This is a genomic window from Lysobacter sp. A286 (assembly GCF_054052105.1).
Genome location: NZ_JBSVRJ010000010.1, coordinates 1 through 5,191 on the forward strand (window position 1 = coordinate 1; position 5,191 = coordinate 5,191).

General features: G+C 54.2%; 2 tRNA genes and 2 rRNA genes. All 4 read right to left on the reverse strand.

What is annotated here, in order from left to right:
- Window positions 1-57: 57 nt before the first annotated feature.
- A 23S ribosomal RNA gene (locus tag ACW7G0_RS14095) occupies window positions 58-2,938 on the reverse strand.
- A 233-nt stretch (window positions 2,939-3,171) separates the two neighbouring features.
- Window positions 3,172-3,248: transfer RNA gene (locus ACW7G0_RS14100), tRNA-Ile, on the reverse strand.
- A gap of 16 nt (window positions 3,249-3,264) precedes the next feature.
- A tRNA-Ala gene (locus ACW7G0_RS14105) sits at window positions 3,265-3,340 on the reverse strand.
- Window positions 3,341-3,408: 68 nt separating this feature from the next.
- Window positions 3,409-4,953, reverse strand: a 16S ribosomal RNA gene (locus ACW7G0_RS14110).
- The 16S and 23S rRNA genes sit together here with 2 tRNA genes alongside, the layout of an rRNA operon.
- Window positions 4,954-5,191 lie beyond the last annotated feature (238 nt).

Consider the following 5,191-nt stretch of genomic DNA (forward strand, 5'->3'; position numbering starts at 1 on the left):
TTGGTTTGGCTGGAATGTCGTCGACGCGTCGTCGAGTCCAAGGCCACTTGAGGTTATATGGTCAAGCCACACGGATCATTAGTACAGGTTAGCTCAATACATTGCTGTACTTACACACCCTGCCTATCAACCACCTGGTCTTGATGGTTCCTTTAGGGGAGTCAAGCTCCCGGGAGATCTCATCTTGAGGCGCGCTTCCCGCTTAGATGCTTTCAGCGGTTATCGCTTCCGAACATAGCTACCCGGCAATGCCACTGGCGTGACAACCGGAACACCAGAGGTTCGTCCACTCCGGTCCTCTCGTACTAGGAGCAGCCCCTCTCAAATCTCCAACGCCCATGGCAGATAGGGACCGAACTGTCTCACGACGTTCTGAACCCAGCTCGCGTACCACTTTAAATGGCGAACAGCCATACCCTTGGGACCGACTACAGCCCCAGGATGTGATGAGCCGACATCGAGGTGCCAAACACCGCCGTCGATATGAACTCTTGGGCGGTATCAGCCTGTTATCCCCGGAGTACCTTTTATCCGTTGAGCGATGGCCCTTCCATACAGAACCACCGGATCACTAAGACCTACTTTCGTACCTGCTTGATCCGTCGATCTCGCAGTCAAGCACGCTTATGCCTTTGCACACAGTGCGCGATGTCCGACCGCGCTGAGCGTACCTTCGTGCTCCTCCGTTACACTTTGGGAGGAGACCGCCCCAGTCAAACTACCCACCATACACGGTCCCCGATCCGGATAACGGACCTGGGTTAGAACGTCAAGCACGACAGGGTGGTATTTCAAGGATGGCTCCACCCCAGCTAGCGCCAGGGTTTCATAGCCTCCCACCTATCCTACACAGACGAACTCAACGTTCAGTGTAAAGCTATAGTAAAGGTTCACGGGGTCTTTCCGTCTTGCCACGGGAACGCTGCATCTTCACAGCGATTTCAATTTCACTGAGTCTCGGGTGGAGACAGCGCCGCCATCGTTACGCCATTCGTGCAGGTCGGAACTTACCCGACAAGGAATTTCGCTACCTTAGGACCGTTATAGTTACGGCCGCCGTTTACTGGGGCTTCGATCAAGAGCTTCGCCTTGCGGCTGACCCCATCAATTAACCTTCCAGCACCGGGCAGGCGTCACACCCTATACGTCCACTTTCGTGTTTGCAGAGTGCTGTGTTTTTGATAAACAGTCGCAGCGGCCTGGTTACTGCGACCCCCGACAGCTATAGCTCGCATGAGCCACCATCAGGGGTGCACCTTCTCCCGAAGTTACGGTGCCATGTTGCCTAGTTCCTTCACCCGAGTTCTCTCAAGCGCCTGAGAATTCTCATCCTGCCCACCTGTGTCGGTTTACGGTACGGTCTGCGTAAGCTGAAGCTTAGGAGCTTTTCCTGGAAGCGTGGTATCGGTAACTTCACCCTAATGGGCTCGTCTCGCTGCTCGGCGTTAATGACCCCCCGGATTTGCCTAAGGGATCCACCTACCTGCTTTCCCCGGGACAACCAACGCCCGGTATACCTAACCTTCTCCGTCCCTCCATCGCACTTACGCGAGGTGCAGGAATATTAACCTGCTTCCCATCGACTACGCATTTCTGCCTCGCCTTAGGGGCCGACTCACCCTGCGTTGATTAACATTGCGCAAGGAAACCTTGGGCTTTCGGCGTGCGGGTTTTTCACCCGCATTATCGTTACTCATGTCAGCATTCGCACTTCCGATACCTCCAGCAGACTTCTCAATCCACCTTCATCGGCTTACGGAACGCTCCTCTACCGCGCATACAAAGTATGCACCCCAAGCTTCGGTTCAATGCTTAGCCCCGTTAAATCTTCCGCGCAGACCGACTCGACCAGTGAGCTATTACGCTTTCTTTAAAGGATGGCTGCTTCTAAGCCAACCTCCTGGCTGTCTGTGCCTTTCCACATCGTTTTCCACTCAGCACTGATTTGGGACCTTAGCTGTGGGTCTGGGTTGTTTCCCTTTTCACGACGGACGTTAGCACCCGCCGTGTGTCTCCCGGATAGTACGTACTGGTATTCGGAGTTTGCCATGGTTTGGTAAGTCGCAATGACCCCCTAGCCATAACAGTGCTCTACCCCCAGTAGTATTCGTCCGAGGCGCTACCTAAATAGCTTTCGAGGAGAACCAGCTATCTCCGGGTTCGATTAGCTTTTCACTCCTAATCACACCTCATCCCCTACCTTTGCAACGGGAGTGGGTTCGGGCCTCCAGTACCTGTTACGGTACCTTCACCCTGGGCATGACTAGATCACCCGGTTTCGGGTCTACAGCCCGCGACTATGCGCCCTATTCAGACTCGGTTTCCCTTCGCCTCCCCTATACGGTTAAGCTTGCCACGAACTGTAAGTCGCTGACCCATTATACAAAAGGTACGCAGTCACTCCACGAAGGAGCTCCTACTGCTTGTACGCACACGGTTTCAGGGTCTATTTCACTCCCTTCACCAGGGTTCTTTTCGCCTTTCCCTCACGGTACTGGTTCACTATCGGTCGGTCAGTAGTATTTAGCCTTGGAGGATGGTCCCCCCATGTTCAGACAGGGTTTCTCGTGCCCCGCCCTACTCGTTTTCATTGAAAGAGCCTTTTCGCATACCGGGCTGTCACCGTCTATGGCCAACCTTCCCAGGTTGTTTTGCTAAAACTCAATCAACTTAAGGGCTGTTCCCCGTTCGCTCGTCACTACTCAGGGAATCTCGGTTGATTTCTTTTCCTCCGGTTACTTAGATATTTCAGTTCACCGGGTTCGCCTTGCATGACTATGTATTCATCATGCAATACTCCTTGCGGAGTGGGTTTCCCCATTCGGACATCGCGGGATCAATGCTTATTGCCAGCTCCCCCACGCTTTTCGCAGGCTGTCACGTCCTTCATCGCCTCTGACCGCCAAGGCATCCACCGTGTGCGCTTATTCACTTGACCATATAACCCCAAGTCGCCTCAGGATCATACGTTGCGTGAACACAACGTCTCACTTCAAATATTAGGGACTCGTAGTCCCCGCCTTAGCCTCTACGACACGTCATGGACATTCCGTCTCAAAACGCTCGCTACGTCCCAGTTTTCAAAGAACGCAACCCGGCCTCAACGCCTGGTTGCTTCAAATCTATGTGTGTGTGCGCAGATTCATTCAGAATTTCGTCGACAGCTTTGGTTGGTGGGTCTGGGAGGACTCGAACCACCGGCCTCACCCTTATCAGGGGTGCGCTCTAACCACCTGAGCTACAGACCCATGTCTCGATGCCAAGTGGTGGAGCTTGTCGGGATCGAACCGACGACCCCCTGCTTGCAAAGCAGGTGCTCTCCCAGCTGAGCTAAAGCCCCGTGCTGAAACTCTGAATGCAGGTCACTTGTGCGGACGCCTGACTGGCAATCGGCTGTCTTTATGTCTCTAAGGAGGTGATCCAGCCGCACCTTCCGATACGGCTACCTTGTTACGACTTCACCCCAGTCATGAATCACTCCGTGGTAACCGTCCCCCCGAAGGTTAGACTAGCTACTTCTGGAGCAACCCACTCCCATGGTGTGACGGGCGGTGTGTACAAGGCCCGGGAACGTATTCACCGCAGCAATTCTGATCTGCGATTACTAGCGATTCCGACTTCACGGAGTCGAGTTGCAGACTCCGATCCGGACTGAGATGGGGTTTCTGGGATTGGCTAGCTCTCGCGAGTTTGCAGCCCTCTGTCCCCACCATTGTAGTACGTGTGTAGCCCTGGCCGTAAGGGCCATGATGACTTGACGTCATCCCCACCTTCCTCCGGTTTGTCACCGGCAGTCTCCTTAGAGTTCCCACCATTACGTGCTGGCAACTAAGGACAAGGGTTGCGCTCGTTGCGGGACTTAACCCAACATCTCACGACACGAGCTGACGACAGCCATGCAGCACCTGTGTTCGAGTTCCCGAAGGCACCAAGCTATCTCTAGCGAGTTCTCGACATGTCAAGGCCAGGTAAGGTTCTTCGCGTTGCATCGAATTAAACCACATACTCCACCGCTTGTGCGGGCCCCCGTCAATTCCTTTGAGTTTCAGTCTTGCGACCGTACTTCCCAGGCGGCGAACTTAACGCGTTAGCTTCGATACTGAGGACCTAAGTGTCCCCAACATCCAGTTCGCATCGTTTAGGGCGTGGACTACCAGGGTATCTAATCCTGTTTGCTCCCCACGCTTTCGTGCCTCAGTGTCAGTGTTGGTCCAGGTAGCCGCCTTCGCCACGGATGTTCCTCCCGATATCTACGCATTTCACTGCTACACCGGGAATTCCGCTACCCTCTCCCACACTCTAGACTGCCAGTATCCAATGCCATTCCCAGGTTGAGCCCAGGGCTTTCACATCAGACTTAACAAACCACCTACGCACGCTTTACGCCCAGTAATTCCGAGTAACGCTTGCACCCTTCGTATTACCGCGGCTGCTGGCACGAAGTTAGCCGGTGCTTATTCTTACGGTACCGTCATGACAACCGGGTATTAACCGATTGCTTTTCTTCCCGTACAAAAGTGCTTTACAACCCGAAGGCCTTCTTCACACACGCGGCATGGCTGGATCAGGCTTGCGCCCATTGTCCAATATTCCCCACTGCTGCCTCCCGTAGGAGTCTGGGCCGTGTCTCAGTCCCAGTGTGGCTGATCATCCTCTCAGACCAGCTACGGATCGTCGCCTTGGTGGGCCATTACCCCTCCAACTAGCTAATCCGACGTCGGCTCATCTTTCTGCGCGAAGCCCGAAGGTCCTCCGCTTTCACCCGTAGGTCGTATGCGGTATTAGCGTAAGTTTCCCTACGTTATCCCCCACAAAAAGGCAGATTCCGACGTATTCCTCACCCGTCCGCCACTCGCCACCCACAGAGCAAGCTCTGCTGTGCTGCCGTTCGACTTGCATGTGTTAGGCCTGCCGCCAGCGTTCACTCTGAGCCAGGATCAAACTCTTCACTTAAGTATTGCGACGCAGCCCGAAGGCCTTGTCTATGCTTTGAGTGCAGTGTCTATCCAGACCCAAATAACTCGATTACTCACATCTTGCGATGCTTGTTCTTGATTCATTTGGACTGTGTCGAACATCTGCGATGGACAACTATCCACCCGCCAGACGCCCGCACAAGTCACCTGCGCACACTGTCAAAGATCATCGGAACCGGCCTCAGCGCCGCGTTCCTGGCCCGCCACCGAAGTGG